Source organism: Brevundimonas sp. UBA7534 (assembly GCF_002479325.1).
Taxonomy (GTDB): Bacteria; Pseudomonadota; Alphaproteobacteria; order Caulobacterales; family Caulobacteraceae; genus Brevundimonas.
Genome location: NZ_DLMO01000008.1, coordinates 1 through 423 on the forward strand (window position 1 = coordinate 1; position 423 = coordinate 423).

1 pseudogene is annotated in these 423 nt (G+C 74.7%); it reads left to right on the forward strand.

The features are described from left to right. Window positions 1–423, forward strand: a pseudogene (locus tag B2U11_RS00410) (homoserine dehydrogenase); the annotation flags it as partial.

Here is a 423-nt window from a genome sequence, read left to right on the forward strand (position 1 = left end):
CCGGCACGAGGTGGTGGTGGTTCCCGGCTTCGGCGCGGTGCGGCCGGACGGTCGCGTGGCGCTGCTGGGCCGGGGCGGATCGGACCTGACGGCGGTGTTCCTGGCGGCCGAACTGGGGCTGGACAAGGGGCGTCTGGTCAAGGACGTGGACGGCCTCTACGACCATGATCCGAACGACAAGACGGCCGGGGCTTTGCGCTATCGCCGGGCGTCGTGGGACGTGGCGCGCAAGCTGGGCGGCGCCCTGGTGCAGCACGACGCCATCGACCTGGGCGAACAGCGCGGCGTGGAGATCGAGGTGGCGGCCCTGGACCGAGCCGACGGCACGGTGATCGGCGAGAAGTCGGCCCCGCCCGGACCGGCCCCGGCGCTGCCGCCGCTGAAGGTGGCGGTCGCGGGCTGCGGCGTCGTCGGCGGCGGCGT